Annotated in this window: 20 protein-coding genes; 11 read left to right on the top strand and 9 right to left on the bottom strand. The window is 48.3% G+C overall.

What is annotated here, in order from left to right:
* The first annotated feature begins 113 nt into the window (after nucleotides 1-113).
* Both F4Y64_09025 and acs read left to right on the top strand, forming a co-directional pair.
* Nucleotides 114-2,399, top strand: coding sequence for an AAA family ATPase (locus tag F4Y64_09025; protein ID MXX97737.1), 2,286 nt, complete (start codon nucleotides 114-116; stop codon nucleotides 2,397-2,399).
* Nucleotides 2,400-2,449: 50 nt separating this feature from the next.
* The gene (acs, locus tag F4Y64_09020) at nucleotides 2,450-4,423 is read left to right on the top strand and encodes an acetate--CoA ligase (protein MXX97736.1); all 1,974 of its coding nucleotides are present in this window, start codon (nucleotides 2,450-2,452) and stop codon (nucleotides 4,421-4,423) included.
* Here acs and F4Y64_09015 read toward each other — a convergent pair.
* Together F4Y64_09015 and F4Y64_09010 are read right to left on the bottom strand one after the other, a co-directional pair.
* Nucleotides 4,398-5,333, bottom strand: a complete 936-nt coding sequence (locus F4Y64_09015) for a hypothetical protein (protein MXX97735.1) — start codon at nucleotides 5,331-5,333, stop codon at nucleotides 4,398-4,400. The genes acs and F4Y64_09015 overlap by 26 nt on opposite strands.
* Complete coding sequence (locus tag F4Y64_09010; protein MXX97734.1) at nucleotides 5,323-7,122, bottom strand: penicillin acylase family protein; 1,800 nt, start codon at nucleotides 7,120-7,122, stop codon at nucleotides 5,323-5,325. The genes F4Y64_09015 and F4Y64_09010 overlap by 11 nt, the downstream gene beginning before the upstream one ends.
* Before the next feature lie 104 nt (nucleotides 7,123-7,226).
* Here F4Y64_09010 and F4Y64_09005 point away from each other — a divergent pair, with 104 nt between their 5' ends.
* The 8 genes from F4Y64_09005 to F4Y64_08970 all read left to right on the top strand — a co-directional run bounded on the left by F4Y64_09005 (nucleotide 7,227) and on the right by F4Y64_08970 (nucleotide 14,835).
* Entirely contained in the window at nucleotides 7,227-8,867 is a 1,641-nt protein-coding gene (locus F4Y64_09005; GenBank protein MXX97733.1) for a S41 family peptidase, read from the top strand.
* 165 nt (nucleotides 8,868-9,032) lie between these two features.
* Nucleotides 9,033-9,719, top strand: coding sequence for a MotA/TolQ/ExbB proton channel family protein (locus F4Y64_09000; protein MXX97732.1), 687 nt, complete (start codon nucleotides 9,033-9,035; stop codon nucleotides 9,717-9,719).
* A gap of 47 nt (nucleotides 9,720-9,766) precedes the next feature.
* Nucleotides 9,767-10,030, top strand: coding sequence for a hypothetical protein (locus F4Y64_08995; GenBank protein MXX97731.1), 264 nt, complete (start codon nucleotides 9,767-9,769; stop codon nucleotides 10,028-10,030).
* A 20-nt stretch (nucleotides 10,031-10,050) separates the two neighbouring features.
* Nucleotides 10,051-10,611: a biopolymer transporter ExbD gene (locus tag F4Y64_08990; protein MXX97730.1), complete on the top strand. Its 561-nt coding sequence runs from the start codon at nucleotides 10,051-10,053 to the stop codon at nucleotides 10,609-10,611.
* A 15-nt stretch (nucleotides 10,612-10,626) separates the two neighbouring features.
* Nucleotides 10,627-11,082 carry a biopolymer transporter ExbD gene (locus F4Y64_08985; protein ID MXX97729.1) on the top strand — a complete coding sequence of 152 codons (456 nt, stop codon included), beginning with the start codon at nucleotides 10,627-10,629 and terminating at the stop codon, nucleotides 11,080-11,082.
* Nucleotides 11,083-11,222: 140 nt separating this feature from the next.
* Nucleotides 11,223-12,236 carry an isocitrate/isopropylmalate dehydrogenase family protein gene (locus tag F4Y64_08980; protein ID MXX97728.1) on the top strand — a complete coding sequence of 338 codons (1,014 nt, stop codon included), beginning with the start codon at nucleotides 11,223-11,225 and terminating at the stop codon, nucleotides 12,234-12,236.
* A 212-nt stretch (nucleotides 12,237-12,448) separates the two neighbouring features.
* On the top strand, nucleotides 12,449-12,877 hold the full coding sequence (locus tag F4Y64_08975) for a hypothetical protein (protein MXX97727.1): 429 nt from the start codon (nucleotides 12,449-12,451) through the stop codon (nucleotides 12,875-12,877).
* A 248-nt stretch (nucleotides 12,878-13,125) separates the two neighbouring features.
* Complete coding sequence (locus tag F4Y64_08970) at nucleotides 13,126-14,835, top strand: IS1634 family transposase (GenBank protein ID MXX97726.1); 1,710 nt, start codon at nucleotides 13,126-13,128, stop codon at nucleotides 14,833-14,835.
* 213 nt (nucleotides 14,836-15,048) lie between these two features.
* Here F4Y64_08970 and F4Y64_08965 read toward each other — a convergent pair whose 3' ends face one another.
* From F4Y64_08965 to F4Y64_08935, 7 genes are all read right to left on the bottom strand, one after another.
* Nucleotides 15,049-16,509 carry a Fic family protein gene (locus F4Y64_08965; GenBank protein ID MXX97725.1) on the bottom strand — a complete coding sequence of 487 codons (1,461 nt, stop codon included), beginning with the start codon at nucleotides 16,507-16,509 and terminating at the stop codon, nucleotides 15,049-15,051.
* Between the two features lie 172 nt (nucleotides 16,510-16,681).
* Nucleotides 16,682-17,722 (bottom strand): glycosyltransferase family 2 protein, encoded by a 1,041-nt coding sequence (locus F4Y64_08960; GenBank protein MXX97724.1) that lies wholly within the window; start codon nucleotides 17,720-17,722, stop codon nucleotides 16,682-16,684.
* Nucleotides 17,723-17,743: 21 nt separating this feature from the next.
* A complete protein-coding gene (locus tag F4Y64_08955; protein ID MXX97723.1) occupies nucleotides 17,744-18,169 on the bottom strand; it encodes a DUF4296 domain-containing protein in 426 nt (141 codons plus the stop codon).
* Complete coding sequence (locus F4Y64_08950; GenBank protein ID MXX97722.1) at nucleotides 18,060-19,181, bottom strand: DUF4837 family protein; 1,122 nt, start codon at nucleotides 19,179-19,181, stop codon at nucleotides 18,060-18,062. Before F4Y64_08950 ends, F4Y64_08955 begins: the two co-directional genes overlap by 110 nt.
* A gap of 20 nt (nucleotides 19,182-19,201) precedes the next feature.
* On the bottom strand, nucleotides 19,202-20,008 hold the full coding sequence (locus tag F4Y64_08945; protein MXX97721.1) for a tryptophan synthase subunit alpha: 807 nt from the start codon (nucleotides 20,006-20,008) through the stop codon (nucleotides 19,202-19,204).
* On the bottom strand, nucleotides 20,005-21,195 hold the full coding sequence (trpB, locus tag F4Y64_08940) for a tryptophan synthase subunit beta (GenBank protein MXX97720.1): 1,191 nt from the start codon (nucleotides 21,193-21,195) through the stop codon (nucleotides 20,005-20,007). The genes F4Y64_08945 and trpB overlap by 4 nt, the downstream gene beginning before the upstream one ends.
* Nucleotides 21,179-21,820 (bottom strand): phosphoribosylanthranilate isomerase, encoded by a 642-nt coding sequence (locus F4Y64_08935; GenBank protein MXX97719.1) that lies wholly within the window; start codon nucleotides 21,818-21,820, stop codon nucleotides 21,179-21,181. The genes trpB and F4Y64_08935 overlap by 17 nt, the downstream gene beginning before the upstream one ends.
* Nucleotides 21,821-21,994: 174 nt before the next feature.
* On the opposite strand from F4Y64_08935, the gene F4Y64_08930 reads away from it, so the two are divergent.
* The gene (locus tag F4Y64_08930; GenBank protein ID MXX97718.1) at nucleotides 21,995-23,053 is read left to right on the top strand and encodes a hypothetical protein; all 1,059 of its coding nucleotides are present in this window, start codon (nucleotides 21,995-21,997) and stop codon (nucleotides 23,051-23,053) included.
* Nucleotides 23,054-23,125 lie beyond the last annotated feature (72 nt).

Below are 23,125 nucleotides of genomic sequence, written 5' to 3'. Positions count from 1 at the left end.
ACTGTATTGAGAGTGTCAGTTATGCGACGATTGAGATCAGGTATTGGGATTGAGTATCGGCATTGTCGTTGTCTCCATTATGCTCCGGCTGATTTTCGAACTTTCCTCTGAACATGCCAGAATTTGATACAAAACCTATTCTCGCGGGGCTCAATGATCGGCAAAGAGAAGCCGTTCAAACGACTGAGGGACCTGTATTAGTTGTAGCTGGACCGGGTTCCGGGAAGACACGTGTTCTAACGTGCAGAATTGCATGGCTTCTGGCATCTGAAGTGGCCCGCCCCTATCAAATTCTTGCGCTCACATTTACAAACAAGGCGGCACGCGAAATGCGTGAGCGTGTAGAGAAACTCCTGCCCGATGGAATGGCCAAGGGAATGTGGGTGGGGACCTTCCATGCACAGATGGTTCGACTGTTACGAGTGGAAGCCAGACACCTGGGGTTCACATCCGACTTTACGATCTACGATACAGGCGACTCAGAGCGTATTCTAAAACAACTCATTGAGGCACACGACTATGATCCGAAGATAATCAAGCCACGCGTAGTTCAGAATTATATTTCGGGGGCCAAAAATGCTCGACTGTCTCCAGATCAAATGGAGGCCCATGCAGAGTCCAAACAGGCCAAAGTTGCCGCAGATCTATATATGCCCTACAATGCGGCCCTACAGGCGGCGAATGCATTTGATTTTGACGATTTACTGCTTAAGCCATTAGAGCTTTTCGAGAGGCAACCGGACATACTTCAAAAATATCAGCAAAAATGGTCCCATGTATTGATTGATGAATATCAGGACACAAACCGGGTGCAATATTTACTTGCCTATGCCCTAGCCAAGGAGCATCGCAATTTATGTGTGGTGGGCGATGATGCCCAAAGCATTTATGCATTCAGAGGCGCGGACATTAAAAATATCCTCTCATTCGAGGAAGACTTCGAAGAGGCAAGAATCGTACGCCTTGAGCAGAATTACCGTTCGACAAAAAATATTCTCAGAGTAGCCGATTCGGTTATTGCGAAGAACGCCAATCAGATTAAGAAAACTCTATGGACGCAGAATGACCATGGAAATCCTATAACGTTGATTTTCGCAGCGCATGATCGGGATGAAGCACACCGAGCAGTGGAGATTATCAGAAGGGAAAGAGCCCAAAGTAATCTCAAACTCCAGGATTTTGCGGTTCTTTATCGAACGAACGCACAGAGTCGCACCTTCGAAGATGCGCTCCGCAGAGAGGGCTTACCATATAGAATTGTCGGCAGTCTCTCATTTTATCAGCGTAAGGAAATCAGGGATGCCATCGCGTATCTCCGACTTCTGGTCAACCCGAATGATATAGCAAGTTTTCAGCGGGTCGTGAACCACCCCAAAAGGGGGATTGGTTTGAAATCTCAGCAGAAAATTATTGAGTATGCAAGGCAACCAGAATATGACTTGGGCACCGCGCTCGACGAAATTGAACGCGTGCCAATACCCAGACGAGCCCAAAATGCACTGACCAATTTTGTCGCTCTCATCAAAGACCATACAGAAGGAATGGAAACGGGTATGGATCTAGTTGAACTCGCTGCATCGCTTTTTCGAAAATCAGGCCTCATCGGGGATCTGGAACTGGACGAAACACAAAGCGGGGAGAGTAGATTGAGGAATATCCACGAACTTCTTCAGGCCATCCAGGAGTATACAGAGGAAGATCAATCCCGCACTTTGAGCAGCTATCTCCAATCAATTGCGCTGATGACCGACGCAGATACGGATAAATCTGATGCAGATAGTGTAACACTGATGACGCTTCACGCGTCCAAGGGGCTAGAATTTGAAGTAGTATTTATTGCAGGGCTGGAGGAGAGATTGCTTCCATTAATTCGTGGAGAGCAAGTAATCAGCCCATCTGATCTTGAAGAAGAGCGGAGACTATTCTATGTTGGGATTACGAGAGCAAAGTCCCGTTTGTATTTAGGGCAGGCCAAAGTTCGATCAAGATATGGGGGACATGCAGAATACGCGGAGCCGAGCCGGTTTATTGGAGAGATAGATCCCACTGTTCTGAACGCTCGTGCCACAGAGGGAACCCGAAAACATCGCTCTTGGCAGTCAAAGAAGTCATTTCGAGGTCCTCAAAATCGGTTTGGTGATCCCAGACATTCCAGTTACGGCGGGCAACGTTTTCGAGTCACGAGTGCTAGGGTTTCTGGGCGTCCGGCGAAGAATTATCAACCGGGAGATCCCTCCACCTTTAAGCTCGGCGTACGGGTAAACCATCGAGAGTATGGTTCGGGCAAGGTCACACATGTGGAAGGGCGTGGGGAGACGACTACAGTTACCGTCGATTTCAGTAAATTTGGACGGAAGCGACTCCGCGTGGCATTTGCCCCGATGGAAGTAATTGAATAATTAAAGAGAACGGTATTTATTCCCTCAGACCATAGAAAGCAAAGACAGTTATGTCTAATCCCAATTCTGAAAGTAAAAACGCATCTGGCCTCTATCATCCTTCCGCTGATTTCAGTGCACAGGCACATTTGAGTTCCAAGGAGGCATATTTGGCCAAGTATCAGGATTCGATCGCAGCTCCAGAACGGTTCTGGAGCACGGAGGCACGCGAGCGGATTGACTGGTTCAAGCCGTTCACCCGCGTGCGGGATGTATCCTATGCATCTTCCGATGTGCATATTCGATGGTTTGAGGACGGAGAGTTAAATGCGTCCTACAATTGTCTGGATCGTCACCTCTCTGATCGTGGAGAGCAGGTTGCGCTGATTTGGGAGCCAGATAACCCTGGAGATGATTCACGGCATCTAACGTATCGTGAGCTTCACAGAGAGGTATGCAAACTCAGTAATGTTCTCACTTCTTTGGGGGTCAAGAAAGGAGATCGCGTCACCATTTATATGCCTATGATTCCCGAGGCAGCAGCTGCAATGTTGGCCTGCAGCAGAGTCGGGGCGGTACACTCTGTCGTCTTTGCAGGATTTTCTCCAGAATCGTTGGCCGATCGAATTCTGGATTGTGACTCGACATTCGTGATCACGGCGGACGAAGGAGTAAGAGGTGGCAAAAAAGTACCTCTGAAGCAAAACGTGGATGAGGCATTAAAACGTTGTCCTGAGGTGGAATCCGTGCTCGTGGTCCGGCGGACAGGGGGAGAGATTACGTGGGACGATAGCCGGGACCATTGGTATCATGAACACGTCCCCTCGGCGAGTACGGAGTACGTTGCCCAGTCCATGAATGCAGAAGATCCCTTGTTCATACTGTATACGTCAGGGTCAACCGGAAAGCCAAAAGGGTTATTGCATACGACGGGAGGTTACCTAGTGTATACGTCCATGACCCATGAGTTTGTTTTTGATTATCATGCCGGAGACGTTTTCTGGTGTTCGGCAGACGTAGGATGGATAACCGGTCATTCATACATCGTATACGGTCCGCTCCTCAATGGAGCAACACAGGTGTTCTTTGAGGGCATACCGACATATCCAGATGCTTCCCGATTCTGGCAGGTGATAGATAAGTATCAGGTGAACCAGTTTTATACCGCCCCTACCGCCATACGCGCACTCATGAGTAAGGGAGATTCGTTCGTAAAACAGACGAGTCGGTCCTCCTTGCGAGTTTTAGGATCGGTTGGTGAACCCATAAATCCCGAAGCATGGCGCTGGTATTACGAGGTTGTTGGAAATGGGCAATGCCCGATTGTAGATACCTGGTGGCAGACAGAAACGGGTGGAATCCTGATTACTCCTCTGCCAGGAGCGATTCCTACGAAGCCAGGCTCCGCAACACTCCCCTTCTTCGGTATTCAGCCGGAGGTTCTTGATAACGCTGGAATTGTATTGAATGGAGAAGCAGCAGGAGTCTTGGCGATCAGAGACTCATGGCCAAGTCAGGCCCGCACGGTGTACAGGGATCATGAACGATTTGTGCAGACCTACTTTTCTACATTTGAGGGAAAATACTTCACAGGAGATGGATGTCGGCGGGATGCAGATGGTTATTACTGGATTACTGGTAGGATTGATGACGTACTGAATGTGAGTGGGCATCGCATGGGGACGGCAGAGATCGAAAGTGCACTGGTTGCTCACAGGTGTGTGGCCGAGGCTGCAGTGGTTGGGTTTCCACATGCAATCAAAGGGCAGGGGATTTATGCCTACGTCACGCTCAACGCGAGTGAGAGCCCTTCGGACTCGCTGCAGAAAGAATTGGTTGCTCATGTACGGACTCAGATTGGTCCGATTGCGAAGCCGGATTACATACAGTTCGCACCGTCGTTACCCAAGACAAGAAGCGGGAAAATTATGCGTCGTATCCTCCGTAAGATTGCGGAGAATGATTACGGTCAACTAGGGGATACATCTACGCTGGCGGATCCGACGGTGGTGGATTCTCTTATTGAACAGCGTCAGAATCGATAGACTGCCGCATGGCAATCTGAACCGCTCCTTCTACTGGAGTGGCTTTGGGGGCAACAAATTCTGCGATTGGCCAAATATTTTCCGTGGCTGCACAGAGACGATTCACGTAAAATTTGTTATTGCTCAGACCTCCAATAATCGTATATCGGGGGTCCAAATCTGGATACTTCTTTAGCATCAATTCTGCTTGCCGAGCCAGCAGTTTGGTTTCTTCTTGCACAACAGATGCTGCAATATCATCCCCATCTTCGGCCGCATTCAGTGCAAGCGGGGCCATATTTTGAAACTTCCAGTCAGATTGACCTATCGTGTTCAGAAGAGAATGGCGGTCGTAAATATTCAGATGGCGTTTGGCCAGATGTGTGAGTCGTGTTTTTGGGCCGCCATCGAATGCGTGTCCCACTGCGGCCAGCGCACGCTTGCCAATCGCATATCCACTTCCTTCATCTCCGATTATATGTCCCCAGCCTCCTACATGATCAACGTCCGAGATGTCTGCTCCCGTTCGAGCCATAACACCGCTTCCCGTTCCGGATATGAAGAGGAGGCCGCTTTGTCCTGCAAAAGCTCCTTCCAACGCGATCATACCATCATGGGATATGGTAAGATTAAAAGGGCTGTCTGAGTTAACAAGAAGGCGAATCCGACGCACGAGCTCTTTCTGGATTGATGGGGCACTGGCACCAGCAATGCCAGCATGAACAGCACGCAAGGTTCCTCCGGGTAATTCGTCCAAGGCATCATTGATTAGAGAGGACAGCACAGAGGCCGTCTGAGCTACACCTTGTCGGAGTGCGTTGGCTGCACCTCCGAGCAATTCCAGATCCGCATTTCCTATCCTTGAGCGGGCATAGAGCCGTGTTTTTGTGGCACCAGCGTCAAGCCCGAAATACCAATCATTAGAAGTCATCCGGCATTAGAACAGTCGTACTCATAGACAAGTCGGATAGCGGAAATGTGGAAGGATCACTCTTCTCGGATATGTATCGTCCAAATGGCTGCTGCAAATTCAAGTGCTGTCTGCGAATGAAAAAGGGGCTGTCAGGTCCACTCCATGTCCAACCCTCCCATGTAACGGGTGCAGCAGCAGCCTTGGCCCCTCCCCAGAGCATCGTTGACTCATGACCAACAGCGGGAAATGTCAGGGGAGTATGCATCCTGCTATCCAGATGGCCATGGAGCGTGAACAAGCGTCTATCCGCGTGTACGCGCTCCCAGAGCCATTGGCTTTGATCGGTTCCGAATTTTTGAGTCAATTGGTCAACCGCATTATAGAACGCCACTTCCGGGGTCCCCCCTTCAGATGTAACCCATTCATTGTAGATGGTTGCGCCAATACTTTTTCCTTCAAACGTGTGATTCCAGTTCTCAAGGTAGACGAGTGCTGATTGAACCAGCGCCGGAGCATTGACAGGGATGCGCAAGGAATCCAGTTCGCGGGGTAAGGTGCTAGCAACCCATGGACTCCAGGTATCGGTGACCCAGCTTGATGGGTCCGCTACATTCAAGTCTACATTACGGAGATAATATGCACTGTGTTCGGCAGAGGAATCATTGCTGATAACGAGGCCGGATAAATGGATTGGGAATACGAATCCTGGTTCACCAAGGACCGTCCAAGAGCTGTCTGATGACACCAAAATTCCGTCCCCACGCCAGAGCTGAAATGTGGCCGGCTGATTGCGAAGTAAAGCAAACCAGGCATGAACATCGTTCTCGGTTCCAAGGCCAGGCCAAAACAATTCCTCTTGTGTCCCTTGAATGCTGAAGGTACTGTCAGACCTTTGATAGTACACGATTTCTTCCCGATCGGGAAAGCGAAATCGTAGCGGATAGTTCGGTCCAAAACGAACGGGTCGAGTTGTTTTGGGGGAATACAGGAGAATAGACCATGCCCGATTTTCTATTTTTCCTGCTGGAAAAAAGGGCGTTCCAATGAGTGAAGCTCCGTGCATTTCAAAGCTATCGGTCACATTCAACACAACTTCTTGAAAGGCCGGCGGAACCGCTCTTCCAAGTACATGGCGCTGATAAAGAAAGGGGCCTTGTGATGTGGGAAGAATCCAGGCGCTACTTGATTCCAAGCCGTTCAGAAGGATGATAGAGTTGAGCTTTGCAATGTCGGTACAGGCGGGTTCCCCAAGGTTACATACAGAGTCAGGAACAGCACTCATCCAGGCAATTAGTCGCTCAATAGCCAGAGCATGCCATGGCTCCCAGGGTTCCGGAGTAATGTCCTGCAAAAAAAACTCATGTACATGATCTGCATCTTGCCACCCAAGTTGGACTCCTTTCCCGAATGCTGCAATTAGGCTTGATTCATTCAAACTCAGATGCTCGCCGGCACGCTGTGCATTTTCTGGTAGGCCCAGCAGTCGAACGATTCGGTCCGCCTCAACCGCATCAGACCCATACCAGTCCCCCAATTTTCCTAAGGCAGCCTGCCTCCACAGAGCAATCGTCCAACCATTGAGTTTCCCCTGCACATAGCCAAGCCCCAGTAGAGCATCGGGCAATGAATTCGCCTGAATTTCTGCGGTATTGAATTCCCCCCAATGAATCTCGACGGGAGATTCAAGTCCGGCCACACTCGATTGACTGGGGAGGCGAGATTTCCAGTCATATGCTGTGCGCCATATCCCGCCGATGGCGGCAATGAAAACGACAATTCCTAGGAGCACCCAACCGACTATCTTCATCCAAACAGCTTATCTTATAGGAGTTTAGGGGTTGGATCCATTACCCGGTGCGATTGTTGCATGGTCTGTCGGTTTAACTATCCACGGAGACAAGAGGGAATTCTATGAAGGTGCAGACAAAAATAGTGTTTGGTGTCTTAGTGTTGGCTGCTGGCGTACTCTTGGGTATGCAATTGGAGTCTGCGTTGTCAGATGATACGAGGGACGCATTAAAAAAACTCGAGCATGCATTCCTTGTCATCAATGAACGTTACGTAGAGGATGTAGATTCAGGGGCTCTCGCTGAACATGCTTTAGAGGGGATGCTAGACGAACTGGATCCTCACTCGGTGTACATTGATGCGGAAACGATGCGTCGCGTAGAAGAAGATTTTAGTGGTGGTTTTGAGGGGATTGGGATCTCGTTTGAGTTTATTGAGGGAGAGCAAGGGCAGGATACATTAATCGTACTTAGCGTAATCCCCAAGGGGCCCAGTGAAGAAGTAGGTCTCCATTCTGGAGATCGAATCGTAGAGGTGGATGGGCAGAGCACCATTGGTTTTGAAACTGCGGATGTCCAGCGCACACTAAAGGGGCCACGAGGCACTTCAGTGGATATAGTGGTGGTTCGTCCAGACCATTCGGATCCAATAGACTTTACGATTATACGTGATCGTATCCCATTGTATGCTGTTGACGTGGCGTACATGATTGACGAGATCACCGGATTTATTAAGATCAATCGCTTCTCGGGAACAACGCACAGGGAATTTCGAGATGCTATTAGTCGTCTCAAGTCCCAAGGCATGCAACGCCTGATGCTGGACCTGCGTGGAAATTCGGGCGGTTACATGGAAATGGCTGTCCAGCTTTCGGATGAATTTCTTCCTGATGATGCACTGATCGTATCTCAGAAGGGGCGCATTCGGGATGCTAACCATTCATTTTTTGGTACCTCGGCGGGACTAATTGAAGATGAGCCGATCATTGTATTGGTGAACGAGGCCTCTGCATCGGCTAGTGAGATCGTAGCTGGAGCTATTCAGGATCACGATCGTGGCCTTGTTGTTGGTCGGAGGACATTCGGAAAAGGGCTTGTGCAGCAGCAGCATACCCTACCGGATGGGAGCGCAATGCGTGTGACCATTGCCCGTTACTATACGCCGTCTGGGAGATTAATTCAAACTCCATATGTCAGTGGTGACCGTGAAGAGTACTTGAACTTAAAGCGTGAAATGCATGAGAACACTGCATTGCTGAGTGCTCAGGAAATCCTGGATAGTGTCCCGGATTCATTGATCTACAAAACGGTCGGTGGGCGGGCAGTGATGGGAGGCGGGGGGATCCTGCCGGACTTTATCGTGGGTGTTGATTCGGCATCACTGTTTTTACGTGAGATCCTGAGTCGTGATATTGCAAATACATATGCCCGCATGTGGTATGACCGTGAAGGAGAGGCATTGACTGCCCGCTGGGGCAATCAGCGGGATGATTTTTTTGAGTCGTTTGAAATTCCAGATGCTGAATATCAGGGCTTCCTGGATTATGCGCGCGTCAGAGGAATACAAATCGGTACGGGGACAGATGCGTTCGATTATACTGACATAGAAGCGGATAGGCCTTATCTCGAGGCACGGATAAAGGCTAGACTAGCGGTACGTCTTTTTGACCTGGAAGCGTTTTACCCAATCATGCACCCAGAAGACCGTACCTTGCAGGAGGCTCTGAAGCTTTGGCCGGAAGCAAAAAATATAGCTCAGCAGTAATGTGCAATTGCATTGCATTTTCCACTTAAAACGTTAACTTTATCCGAATCCTTTATCTACCTAGCTGGGGTAACCGTTTGGCAGGATTGTTGAATAGGTAGTATATTGGGAATCGCTTGACATTTAGCACTTAAAATTCTAATCAATTTTCTGGAGGACTAGTCCATGAAGCTTTTCGGGAACATCATGTCAGTTCAAGATGCAGCTGCTGCAGAGGAAGGCATGATAAATGTACTGGTAAACTATTTCAATCAGGGAGGCGAGTTTATGTGGCCCGTCCTGATTATTCTAATCATCGGTCTTGCCATAGCATTTGAACGCGTAATTCAGTTGATTCTTGCTGACGTGAACACGCGCAAATTTATCGTCAGCGTCAAAGAAGCCTTACAGGAGGGTGGGGTATCTGCTGCTGAGGAGATATGTGCAGCAACGCGCGGGCCGGTCGCTGCAGTTTTTCAAGCTGGCTTAATGCGCTCAGATGAGGGGATTGAAGCTGTGGAAAAAGCTGTCGTCGCCTACGGCTCGATTGAGATGAGCTTCCTGGAGCGTGGTCTTGTATGGCTGTCACTCTTTATTGCATTGGCACCGATGTTCGGGTTCCTTGGGACCGTTATTGGGATGGTTGCCGCGTTCGATGCGATTCAAGCTGCGGGCGATATTTCGCCAAGCTTGGTGGCCCGGGGCATCAAGATTGCACTTTTGACTACCGTATTCGGTTTGATTGTTGCAATCATTCTACAGTTCTTCTACAATTATGCAGTATCCAAAATTGATAGAATCGTTGTAGAGATGGAAGAGGCCTCAATTGAGTTGATTGATTCTCTTGTCATGAAGGAGTCCTCATCCTCCTAAGGGGCAGTCCATTAATCGGGGTTTCATACCCAAAAAACCAAGATTTTATGCTCAACGTTGCCCTCTATATCGTTTTCGCACTGATCGGCCTTGGCTTGTTAGTCATGCTGGCATCAGGAATTCGTAGTCTTATGTTTGGCAAGGTGAAGATGCTTTCGATTGGATTCGTAGCAGTCCCGCCGGTGTTATTCCTGATTCTCGGACTTGCAATGCCGACCTGGACCGATGCGGGCATTATGACGATTATCATATCTCTTGTGCTGACACTTCTTGCCCTTCTGGTGTCAGGCGTTAAGAATCTTATTTCCTGATCTACTAAACCTTTATCCTCATGGGTATACTTGCCAAGAAAAAGAAGCGACAGGGTGCTGAGATTCCCACTTCTTCGATGGCGGATATCGCCTTTTTGCTTCTCATCTTTTTCCTGGTTACAACTACAATTGACGTAGACACCGGGATTGGTATGACGCTGCCGCCTGAGCCGGATGAAACGACTCCACCACCTCCAGTCAGTGATCGTAACATGCTCAAGATTCTGATTAATGCTCAGGGGCAGGTTCTTCTTGAGGATTTACCTTCGTCTGTAGCACAGATACGCAATGAGGTTTTGACCCATGTTCAGAATAATGGCGCGGACGCACGTTATTCTGACTCTCCGTCCAAGGCGGTTGTGTCCATTAAAACTGACCGTTTGACTCCGTATAATCTCTACATCCAGACGCTTGATGAGGTCTGGATGGCTTATTTCGAGATTTGGGATATTGAAGCTCGGACAATGGGGCATGCCAACTATGTTGAATATCGGTCTGAATTGGAAGCTGGTGAAGAGAACGAAATTCGTGAGAAGTGGCCGGCACAAGTTTCGTTGGCCGAACCGGATCCCGGAAACTGAATCTGAAGAAATATTATGGCTGCTCACTTTACAAAAAAATCTAAAGCTAAGCCCGAGATTTCTACGGCATCACTGCCGGATATCATCTTTATGCTCTTAATCTTTTTCATGGTAACGACCGTGTTGCGGGAGCAGGAGGTTCAGGTTCGAACGATTCTGCCGCAAGCGGAAGCATTGACAAAGATTGAACAAAAGCGCTATGTATCGTACGTATGGATGGGTCCAGAGAAAATGCCCGGAAATAGGGTTGGTGACACAAAGGTGCAAATTGATGATGCCGTCATTGAAGACCTGACCAACGTTCGATCAATCATGTATCGGAAGCTGAGTGAGCAGCCGAGATTGATTGTATCACTCAGGGTTGATGAAGAATCAGAGATGGGTGTTGTAACCGATGTTCAGGGAGAGCTCCGAAAGGCGGGAACTCTTCGAATCAGTTATTCATCCAGACGAGATATATCGAATATTTGAGTAGACTCAAGGTGACCGTACCCGTAGGCCGGGCACGGGGCCGATTTGGATTTTCCTTGGGTAGTGGTGCGAGTGTGCGCTGCTACCCTTTTTCTTTATAGCCTGCAGGGAGTATCTGGTCAACAGCATTAATTATTGGCATGTATACGATTACCTTGATACCCGGAGATGGAATTGGCCCTGAAGTCACAGAAGCTACCTGTAAAGTTGTTGCTGCAACGGGGGTAGATATACGCTGGGAGCGGTTCGAGGAAGTGGGTTATGCAGGGATTGAAAAACGGGGACATCCCTTGCCCGACGATGTGCTTAACTCGATACGGAGAAATCGTCTTGCCTTGAAGGGACCGGTCACGACCCCTGTTGGCAGGGGATTTCGGAGTGTAAATGTTTCGCTTCGCCAGAAACTGGATCTGTTCGTAAATCTGCGTCCCTGCAAACGGTTGCCTGGCATTGAAACCCCGTTTCCAGGTGTTGATCTGGTTATTTTCCGGGAGAATACGGAAGGATTATATTCGGGGATTGAGAGCTATGACGAGCGTCTCGAAATTGCAGACTCTATCGCGCGGATTACACGTAAGGGTTCACAGCGGATCCTACGCTATGCATTCGAGTGGGTTATAGCAAACCAACGTAAGCGACTGACGGCAGTGCACAAGGCAAATGTTCTGAAGCTCTCAACCGGTCTTTTCCTGGAGGAAGCCCGTAGAATCGCTCAAGAATATCCAAGCGTCCAGTTCGACCATTTTATCGTAGATAATATGGCAATGCAGTTGGTCATACAGCCTGATGCATTTGACTGCATTGTGACAACGAACCTGTTTGGAGATATCTTGAGCGATCTATGTGCAGGGCTCGTAGGTGGCTTAGGTATCGTTCCAGGTGCGAATATCGGAAATGAGGCAGCCGTATTCGAGGCAGTTCATGGGAGTGCCCCTGATATTGCAGGGCAATCCAAGGCGAATCCCACGGCGCTAATTCGCTCTTGTGCTCTTCTGTTGCATCATATAGGAGAGGTCGAGGCTGCGGTGCAAGTTGAACGGGCAGTATGGTGTGCTTATGAAGAAGGAACGAGTTTAACCCCGGATGTCGATGGCACAGCATCCACCGAAGCCATGACGGATCGGATCGTACAATTGATTACCGAAAAAGTCTAGTCCCCTTTGTTGATAGATACGAGCCGTCACGGGGGGAACCCAATTGGAAACAGACAGACCACATTTTGGGTAGATGACGGAAACATCTGCAATCACAGGCGGAGCCCAGGAAAGCTATTCCAGTTCAGGCTCTTCACCAGGTTACTTGGTCCCGATTTCGGCAGGTAGTTTGCGGTAGGCTCTATTGTGCAATCAAACCCTTTATCAATCTTATGGGACGGATCCACAGTGTTTTTCTGGTTTTATCTGCGTTGGCCTTTTCACTCTTACTTTTCAGTCCAGTCCCATCTTCTGATGGTACAGTTCAGTTCGTCAGGATCGGTTTGATTTTGATGGTTCCGGTACTTCTGGTTAGCCTGCTGCTTTACGGAAAGCCGGAAAAGCAGGTCAGTGTTCTCAAAACCGTGCGGATGGCGATTGTTTTGCTTTTGATTCTCTATTACTACTTTTTGTGGAGTAACGGCGCATTTGCTGGATTGTCTGATAGCGAGGGGCGGCTTTGGGAATTCATCGCACCTTGGTTTTCGCCAATGCTGGGATATGTATTTCTCTCCCTATCTGTACGTGTATTGGCTCGCAATCTTAAGCTACTGAGTCAGGTGGATCGTTTACGTCTGAACTTCCCCCCTTTATTTGCCTGATCTGGGGATTTATAACGAATAAGGTTCTGAATTTGTGTTTGATCGGTCCCATTTTGGGTTGATTTCTCCTGTTTTTGTCGATTTTGCGCCGATTTTTGTGGATGGTTGTCCGAAATAACCGCTTATGTGCCTACCCATGTTTATTTTGAACGATTGGTGCGATAAATTTTCTCATTTTTTTGGTTTTTATCCATTTATTGCCTATATTGTCTCCGAATATATCTCCCGCTTATCCACCGTTCCTACCCATGTACGTCGAACGAATCCCCAATCGAAACTCCAATCCCACCTGGCTCATTCGAGAGTCCAAATGGGTCGATGGAAACGTCCAAAAAACTACCCTGGCCAATCTCACCAAACTCCCCATGCAGGTCATCAAGGGAATCCAGATTCTCCTCAAAGGAGGCACGGCCGTTCAATCGGTACACGACGCCTTCGACATTCAGAGCAGCAAACAGCACGGACAGGTGGCGGCCGTCCTGGGGATCATGAACCAACTTGAGTTGCCCAAACTGATTGCCCCGAAACATACCCGCTTCCGCCGACTGATTCTTGGCATGATTGCCGCGCGGGTGATCCAGCCCAAGAGCAAACTCGCCACCAGCGCCATGTTGGATGTCCACACCGCCACGACCACGCTCAATGAAGAGCTCGGACTCAAACGTGTGAATGAGGAAGACCTCTATGAGGCGATGGATCAATTGGTCAAGCACAAGACCGAGATTGAGTGTCGGTTGGCCAAGCGGCATCTGAACTCGGGGGGACTAGTGCTCTACGATGTGACCAGCAGCTATGTGGAAGGCGAGAAAAATGAATGGGCGGCCTATGGCACCAACCGGGACAAGAAGAAGGGCAAGAAACAGATCGTCTTTGGACTGATGACCGACCAGGAGGGCACTCCGGTGTCGGTGGAGGTGTTTTGTGGTAATACCGCGGACACGGCTACGCTGCCGACGCAGCTCGAGAAGATTCAGAACACGTTCGGTCTGCAGCAGGCGGTCTTGGTCGGAGACCGTGGGATTCTGAAGCAGAAACAGATTGATGAATTGCCCGTGGGGCTGGACTGGATCACGGCCATGCAAAAGAGTGAGATTCGTGAGGTGGTTGAGCAAGAGGGCCTGCAAATGAGCCTGTTTGATGAACAGGACCTGGTGGAGGTCTTCAGTGATCTATACCCAAAGGAGCGCCTGGTGCTGTGCCGCAACCCCTTACAGGCCGCGAAAAACCAACAAACCCGGGACGAATTGCTGATCAAGACCGAGCAGAAATTGAACCAGATTGTAGAGGCGACTCAACAGGGCCGGTTAAAGGACAAAGGAAAGATTGGACGGCGCGTTGGCAAGTGGGTCAACAAGTACAAGATGAAAAAATACTTCACGCTCGACATCCGGGAGGGACATTTTTCCTACACTCGCAATGCACAGACGATCGCAAGGGCGGAACAACTCGATGGGCTGTATGCCATTCGTTCCAGTCTGAAACAGGACCCACAGGCGAGCGAGTTGGTGACCCATTACAAACGTCTGTCCACCGTGGAAATGGCCTTCCGCACGATGAAATCCATGTCCTTGCAGGTCCGTCCGATTCACCACCGCACCAAAAACCGAGTCGTGGCGCATGTATTTTTGTGTATGCTGGCGTATTACGTGGAGATTCACTTGCGTCGGAAGTGGGCCCCGTTGCTGTTTGCCGAAGAAGAAAAACCAATAAAACGCACCCGTGTCGTGGAGCCCGTGAAACCCTCGGAATCGGCGAAAAGGAAGGCCCAAACCAAACGGACGCAAGATGGCGAAAAAGCCAGGAGCTTTGCGGGCCTGATGGAAGAACTCTCGAAGCTGTCCCGCTTGACGGTCATCCCGAAAATGAGTACGAACACGACCGCAGAGATCGTCATGATTAAGGACGTCAGTGCCACACAAAAACAAGCGTTCAAACTTCTGAATCTCAAACCGTTGTAGACCACCGAACTACCCGGCCAGAAGCAGTCAATTTTTCAAAAATATCCCCGAATCCCCAGAGAAAATTGTACCCCCCAAAAAAGCAAAATAGGGGGAAGTTCAGTTACGTAGTTGACGCAAAACTGATGATGCGCAAATTGTGATAGAACCGACAGTTAGAGTACCATGAGCAGAGGATCGGACAGAGGTAGCTGCTACGCTCATGGTCTAGATCTAGGAGTGATTCTGAACTTTGGGAATTGTGTTCTGCCAGATCGCAAGTCCATTTTCAAGTGGAGCATCCAGCCAGTTATCAAAGCGGCGCTTTACCTCTGGAAGATCATCTTTGTAGTTGACCAGAAAAACCTCTTTACACAGTGGGATGTTGTCTCCGATTTCCGATTCGTTCCTACTAACACGAACCTTTTCAAACCAAATCACTGAACAAACAAGTACTCCTTTGAAGTCATATCCGATTCCATGTAATGAAACTAGAATTGAGTATTCGCGAGCAGAATCTTTTATACACAACCGAACCCATGACCGATAAATGCTGGTGTCTGCATGGTAATTAAGTTTTCTGGCAGATTCAATGATCTGATGGCGGAAATAATAATTTTGTTTAGAATCGTTATCGGCATCATGAACATAGAGGATAAAATTCTTTGGGATTATTTCAAGTAGCTGTTCCTTTATCTCATTCAGTCGGAGCTTTACAAGATCATGCAACTCGTTGGCGTACTGCAAAGTTATTTTCAATTCTCGTTCTAATTGAATCTGTGATTTGGTAAACAATGCCTTTATAGATTCTAGCCGTTTACTGAGTTTGAGATGTCGCTCTGTTTCTTTGATAACTCCAAAGGCATCTATAAATTCCTGTTTCAAAAGTGACACGAAAAAATTTACCAAGGGGGCTAATTTCCCTCTATCGGCCTCTTCAAGAGCATCAATGTAATCGGACCGCTTTTCATCACGAACGACTAGGGGAAAACTTCCTCCTTGAATCAGCACCATAGTGGCCAATGCTCTGGCGACACGCCCGTTCCCATCCGTAAATGGATGAATTTGTGTAAATCTATGATGAAGCCAAGCTGCTTCCACTTCAGGGGAAATATTTTGGGATTGATGCTCTCTGTGCATATGGATCAATCGATCCATCTCTGAATGTACGTGCTCTGGGGGACAGTAGATATGAACTTGGCCATTGGGTCTGGTAGGATTATTGGGAGCAGTTTTATACTGACCAGGCTCAATATGAACCTTTATGATATTGCCGAACTGGTCTCTTGCTTCAGTAGTCCTTTGGTTCCTTGTAAATACTGTGTGTAATTCTTTGATGAGGCTTGTTGACAATTCACGATCTTGCCTTACGAATGAAAAAATACCTTCAATCGCATCCTGCTGATCGCTGATCATTGCAATTGTATACTCCGCCTCTCCTCTGGATATTCGATGGGGAAGCAATGCTGAGTTCAAACCTCTTTGAATCAGGATTTCGGTCGTACCACGGTCTAGAGAATATAGACGTTCAATTAATCCAGTTTCAATAGCCCACTTTCGATTGATGCGTCTGTCAAATTCTCCCACATCAGACAACTTATTTCGTTGTTCATTCCAAAGCGCAGCTAAAGTTTCGATCTCCCTTGTAGCCAAGGTCTCTGGATTTTGCTCATAGTCCTGGATTGATTTCCACATCTGCCCCAGAAGTTTAGTTGTAAAATTTAGTAACTTCAGGTAAAGCTTGGTTTCCTTAGAGGAAAAAGATAAGCTATGAAAGTACGATTATTAGGCTCTGGAATTAAGTCGGAGTATGCCAATTTATTCCTGAATGTACTGCAGGTCAGTGGTCAACGCGCATCAAGAGAACTCATTGAATATTACCGCTGGAGGGAGTGTTTTTTAATCTTTTGATAGGCAGATCGGAGAAGTGGCGGTGCCTCAGGAGTAGGTAATCCAGAAGAATTCGTCCTCGGTAAGAGGGAAGTGCGGCTGCATTGATTGGTGGGGAATAATGATGCTTCATTTTGTGTGCATCAAGATACCCTCGGAGGACTGCCAGAGATTGTCTCCACTTTCCTGTCAGGAGCCAAGCAAGTCCAATTGAATAGTCCAGAATAACTCTCTGAAAAAACACTGCCCTAAATTGTACAGGGGGAAGGTTTTTGTACAGCATGAGGATGTTGTTACGAATATTGTAATAGAGTTTGCGGTGGCTGGTTCTTGATAATGTGGCACCACCTATGTGGAATACTTTGCTTTCGGGGACCACTTCAATTTTGTACCCTGCTCGGCGAAGCCGCCAACAGAGGTCTATTTCTTCCATGTGGAGTTCAAAAAACTCATCAAGGAGTCCCACGTCATCCAGTGCACTGCGTCGCAGCAGCATGGCGGCACCACTTGCCCAGTCAATCCCTATCGACGTATCATATTGCCCCACATCTTCTTCAGTATGCTCAAAAATACGACCACGTGCTAGTGGGTATCCAAGCTGGTCAAGAAATCCTCCACTGGCTCCTGCATACTCAAAATGACTCCTTCGGTGGAACTGTAAAATTTTTGGCTGAAGCACTGCAATGCGGGAAGAGCTTTCTGCACGCTTTACCAAGGGCTCTAGCCAATCATCAGAAACGGCAACATCATTGTTCAAGAGGGCAACATAATCGCACTCAGTTTGGCGGATCGCCTCATTATTTGCACGGCTGAACAGCCAGTTGTCCGGGTTGGAAAGAATTTGAATGTTAGGAAAGTGCTCTCTTACCCAGCCGACAGAATCGTCGGAAGAGTGATTATCTACAAATACAATCTGCAGGTTTTCCCACTTTGTCTGTGCGACTGTTGGAAGGCATTGCTGTACAATTGGGAGCCCATTATACGAGACGATGATGACGGCTACATGTGGGGTCTCCATAAGGTAAGGATCGTATTCGTGCTAATAACCAGAGATCAGCCTAGCATCCTGCCCGATACGCTCCATCACCTTGTTCAAGACCGCTAAATATGTATCTGGATGTTCGGTATAGAACGCAATCTGGTCATCATACTCTTTTCGGGAAAGACCGTGTAGGGTAATGATCGTATCCAGTGACAGTTCATCTACTCCATATCCCAATTCAGCACGTGCATTGATCAGATGTATATCCACCATAATCTCAATCATCAGGCTGTCGCCCTGCGTCACTCCAAGCTCTTCAGGTGTCGGAGAACAAGCTGTGGCACACAGAGCGAGCATTACTGCAAGGCATCGGCTATGTACTCTCACTTTCCTCCTCTTCAAGGGTACGGAATGTGTAAGCAATGACTTCCATTTGCCGCATGAATTCACGCTTGGAAAAATTGGGTGCGAACACCATTCCATCAATTAGATAAAGTCTCCCGCTGGGCTCATCATAGAAGGCATAGGTCACGAAGGGGCCGCCCATTCCGAAGGGGAATTTACGACCATTCTCTTCCCCGACCATATGCCAAAGTCCTCGAAACTCAATCGCGTAACGTCTTTTGAAGTTGATCTGTGCTGTGGTCATTGGACGACGACGATCAACCTCAATCCATCCCCCTGCCGTCCCACCAATATAGCGCTGGGTCAGTGCGTCTCGGGCTTCAACAATCCAGGCTTCATTCAACTTCGAGGGATCCCCATTTTCCTCATAGTACACGAACATGCTTCTCCATGTATCGGTGAGTGAGCGGCGAAGCCATACGAACTGTGTGGTATCAATGGCGATGAAATAATCATGTTGTCCATGGACAGCAAATTGATGCCGATTCATCAGTCTTTGTTCTAAATCATGCTGTCGACCGATATCGAACATATCACGATGCAGACGCTGTCTTGCTATCTCATTAAAGTGATATCTGAGCTGACCTGAATGTTGTTCAATGGATGCAATCAGGTCACTGGGGGAAGCTGCTGCCAGATAATAGACCAGTTGGTTTCTACGCCAGTGGTTTGGCCTGGCAACCAGGGCCGGGGATCCGGCCATAATCATCTGTCGCAGGGAATCATTACTGAACAGGGTGCTCAGATATTCATTTTCTGGAACACTCTTTTCGGCAGTTGAGTCAGAAATCAGACCCACAAAAAGCACGTTCTTCCGGTCTTGGGCCATATTCAAGGCATCCTGAGAAGATAGCCTGACCGGTTCCAAGTCAAATTCTGGTTCCACGGCTGGAAGTGTTTCAATTGCACCGCCCACATGATTCAGGAGTGCTTCTCCAACTGATCCATTCCACAGAGAGGAATCAATCACAACAGTAATCTGACCTTCAAGGCCAGTGGCATCAGGCCGGAAATCACTTCCAAGAAATCCTCCTTCACCACAGCCTGTGGAAGACAGCAGCACAGCGAATATGAGGATGGTATATCGCATGATTATTAGTTGTCTTTGAGTTATTTGAGTGAGCGCACAAACCGTGCCAGAAGCCGACCTCGTTCCGTTAACGAGAGGTTGGGGCGTGCCCAAAGATGTTCAATCTCTTTGACCACGGCAGACCCGACGATAAATCCATCCGTATATTTTGACAACCGGTGTGCATCTTCTTGTGTCTGAATCCCAAAACCTACAAGAAGCGGATTCTTGGTAATAATCTGCCGCGCATGTTTGAGATAGGTAGTGATCATATCCATCCGCCCGGTAATCCCTGTTCCGGTTAGTCCAGTAATTGATACGCAGTAGACAAATCCATCGGACATGCGATCAATCTCCTCCATGCGCTCGGTTGGAGTGTTCGGTGCAACCAGGAACACCATGCTCAAGTCATTTTTTTGTGCCTCTTCTCGGAGCGGGGATGACTCCTGAGGGGGCAGATCAGGAATGATTAATCCATCTGCACCTGCACTAGCAGCCTGCTTACAAAACTCTTCCATACCAAAACGGAGAATTGGGTTAATGTAGCCCATCAGCAAGAGCGGTGTATCACTGTGTTTCCTGAAGGCGGTAACAGCTTCTAGTGTCTTCTGCATGGTGACGCCAGCCTGCAATGCACAGGTACTGGAATGCTGGATCGGCAAGCCTTCTGCAAGAGGATCACTGTGAGGCATCCCCAATTCGATGAAGTCAGCCCCCCCCTGATCAACCGCATCCAAGAGCAGGCTGGTCGCCGAGGGATCGGGAAATCCACTTGTCAGAAAGATTCCCATGGCTTTCTCACCCTTCAATTTGAGCGAGTACAGTGTGGAAGGCAACCGGGAACTCATAAATGATCCATGATGGTTTGCATGTCCTTGTCTCCACGCCCGGAACAGTTTACCACAATAATTGACTCGGGTGCAATCTCGGGCACAATTTTTTCAAGTGCTGCGATGGCATGTGCCGTTTCGAGGGCTGGAATGATTCCTTCTGTTTTTGATAAGAGGGTAACACCTCTCAGGGCAGCCTCATCTGTCTCGGTAAGGTAAGTCACTCGACCAAGGTCCATCAGCCACGAATGCTCTGGTCCGACACCTGGGTAATCTAGCCCTGCAGAAATCGAATGTGCGAGCGAGATCTGTCCGTCCTCATCCTGCAAGAGATAACTCATCGCTCCATGAAGCACTCCGACAGTTCCTCGTGAAAGTGTAGCGGCATGTTTTCCGTTAAGCCCTTCTCCTGCCGCTTCGACGCCAAACATCTGCACTTCAGGATGGTCGATGAATGGGTAAAACATCCCAATAGCATTTGAACCTCCTCCAACGCAGGCCACCAACACGTCGGGGGTATTTCTACCAGTCATTTCCATTAGTTGACGTTGAACCTCTTCCCCGATGACATTATGAAATGTTCGTACCATCATTGGATATGGATGTGGTCCAACGACCGATCCGATGATATAGAAGGTGTCTGACGGGTTCGAAACCCAGTCACGGATCGCTTCATTCGTGGCATCCTTGAGGGTTTGACTCCCGCTCGTTGCCGAGCGGACTTCCGCTCCCAACAGTTGCATGCGAGCTACGTTCAGGGCCTGGCGCTTCATATCTTCGGCTCCCATATAGACGACGCATTGGAGTCCAAACCGGGCGGCAACCGTAGCAGTAGCGACACCGTGCTGCCCTGCACCTGTCTCCGCGATGATTCGTGTTTTTCCCATTCTGCGGGCGAGCAAGATCTGCCCAATGGTATTATTAATCTTATGGGCCCCGGTATGACATAGATCTTCACGTTTCAGGAAGATTCGTCCTGTGCCGAGCTCGTCACTCAGCCGTTCGGCGAGGGTTAGGGCAGTGGGGCGTCCAACATAAGTTTTAAGCAGGTGCAGATACTGATTCTGAAATTCTGGATCAGTCCAAGATTGCTCAAAGGCCGCTTGGACGGCTTGTAACTCGGGAATCAAGATCTCAGGAACAAATGCTCCTCCGTATGGACCGAAGCGTCCGTTCTCATTTGGTGCGTTATAGGTCGGGATCATTCTCCGAAATTAAGTCAAAGAATTTGGTTACCAAGTCAAAGTTTTTACGCCCCGGGGCATCCTCAAGCCCGCTGGATACATCCATACCCCATGGGGACACAGTTTCCAGAGCATCTTGAACATTGTCAACGTCTAGACCACCTGCTAAGATAATGGGAAAATCGGATGCTAGATCCTTTGCAACACTCCAGTCAAAAGATTTTCCTGTTCCACCGGGCAAATCAGGATGCCAAGTATCCAGGAGGAAGGTCTCTACACAATCCTCATAGGCGGTCAGAATTCTTGAAAGTGACCGGACGGTGTCATTGGGCCGGACAGGAAATGCCTTAATGATCGGGCGTGTCATACGTCTGCAGTACGCCGGAGACTCATCTCCATGCAATTGGATCAGATCAAATCGTGCGGTTTCGCAGCTTTGATTGACCGTTTCTGCATCCGCATTCACGAATACTCCAACCGTTTGCGGACCGTAGATCCATTCCTTGATCTCGTTTGCCTTTTCCGGCGGAATATATCGTGGGCTAGGAAGATGCTGGATGAAACCTAGGTAATCAGTTCCGGCTCCGGCACAAAATCGTGCATCCGCCAGAGTCGTCAGTCCACAAATTTTTACTTTACACGACATCAGTTTATCGCGGAATCAACTTCTATGCGAGGGCTTTCTTAGCGGTTCACCGGGATCCCTTGAATTTTCGCTGGGCGGTATAGTTGCAAAACCGCCGGCCGGTCTGGTACATGACCAAAATGCACAATGTAGTAGTTTTATAAGGGGTTTATGCTTAATTGTACTTATGAATAGATGAAATTCTTTAAGATCTCTAATCACAAGAATACGGTACGTAGAGGAATCCAAGCCTATAACGGACAACTGTCCCGCTATTTTGATCCAGAGATATTATCTCGTATAAATACAGAGATTGAATCTGGTGAGATAAAGGCAATTGCTACGGAGAAACTGGATGGCGAGAACTTCAAGATGGGATGGAGAGAGGGGAAGTTCTATATTGGTCAGCGAAGCTCTGAACTTGACGATTGGCATAAGCATCCACAAGCGATGAAGTTTAGTGAACCGCTCGTAGCATTCCTAGAGTACTGGAAACAAGACAATCCATTAGAGTATGTTCTAAATCACTCAAAAACGTCTCCCCATTCGCATCTGGTTTCTCCTATTGATGCTGATTGTGTCCTTGATATTGCCTTCTTTGGAGAACTGGTTGGAAACTCAATGCAGAGGCGTTTCACCTGGGACTTTGATGGATTGGATGTATTCTTCTACGATATGCATATCCAGTATGTGGAGAATGGCAATCTCATTCGTCTCGCATTGGGCTATGACTTTCTAAAATATGTTTTTATGAATAAAATAGGGTTTCCGTCTAAGTGCAAACTAGTCCCATTATTGAAGACTGTCCGTCCTCTGAGAGAGATTCTTGAACTTGATCCGAACTTTGCTCCTGTTCAGCCTACCAAAGCAAATAACGAGGAAGGAGTCAGCGAAGGATATGTGATCTCGCCTTATCATCCAACTACGTATCCTTGGTACTTAAAAGTTAAGTCTAAGCCGTTTATGGAAACCAAGGTAAAGAAGACATGGAAAGAACCTCTGAAAAGTGAATATGCTGTGCATGTCACAGAAGAACGATTACATCATGTACTCCAAGGATTACTCCAGGAAGGCGCTGTTACGGAAGAAGAGCTGGATACTGTTGAATCGTTGGGCAAGACGATCCCGCTGGTAATCAAAGCAATGATGGAGGATATACAAGATGAGGAGGGCTGTGAGTTTGCCAAGGAGGATCGTAAAATTGTAAGTAGCCTGACGGTGCAAATGTTTAAACACCAAGTCATCACAGGATAACCATCATTACCGGTAAATAGTGCTTGCCCGAAAAATAGTTGATAGCCGGATAGGTGGTGTCATGAAGGGTCT

The organism is Rhodothermaceae bacterium (genome assembly GCA_009838195.1).
In the GTDB taxonomy this organism is placed as follows: Bacteria; Bacteroidota; Rhodothermia; order Rhodothermales; family Bin80; genus Bin80.
Note: the sequence above shows the minus strand (reverse complement) of the source record. Positions and strands in the feature narration are given on the sequence as shown.